Below are 274 nucleotides of genomic sequence, written 5' to 3' on the forward strand. Positions count from 1 at the left end.
TCCCGATCCAGCTGACGCCAGACCTTGCGCACGCCGTAGACCCTCCAGTTCTCCTCGAAGACGCGCTCGATCTCGGGCCGCAGGACTGCGTCGCGCCGGGCACGATCCGACAACCGGGCCGGATCGGCCCGCTTCGCCAGGTGATCGTAGTAGGTTGATGGGGCGATCGGCAGAACCCTGCAGATTGGCTCGACCCCATACTCACCGCGATGATTGTCGATGAACCCGACCATCACTTCGACCGGCGGTCGAGCTCCGCCATCGCAAAATACGC

At 64.2% G+C, this 274-nt stretch carries 1 pseudogene and 1 other annotated feature; the pseudogene reads right to left on the reverse strand.

Annotation, left to right across the window (positions count from 1 at the left end):
* A pseudogene (locus tag DDE75_RS17145) lies at nucleotides 1-274 on the reverse strand (IS3 family transposase); the annotation flags it as partial.
* Nucleotides 159-274, reverse strand: a sequence feature (AL1L pseudoknot). This feature is flagged as partial in the annotation. It overlaps the preceding pseudogene by 116 nt.

It is taken from the genome of Paracoccus indicus, assembly GCF_003056335.1.
GTDB classification, from domain to species: Bacteria; Pseudomonadota; Alphaproteobacteria; order Rhodobacterales; family Rhodobacteraceae; genus Paracoccus; species Paracoccus indicus.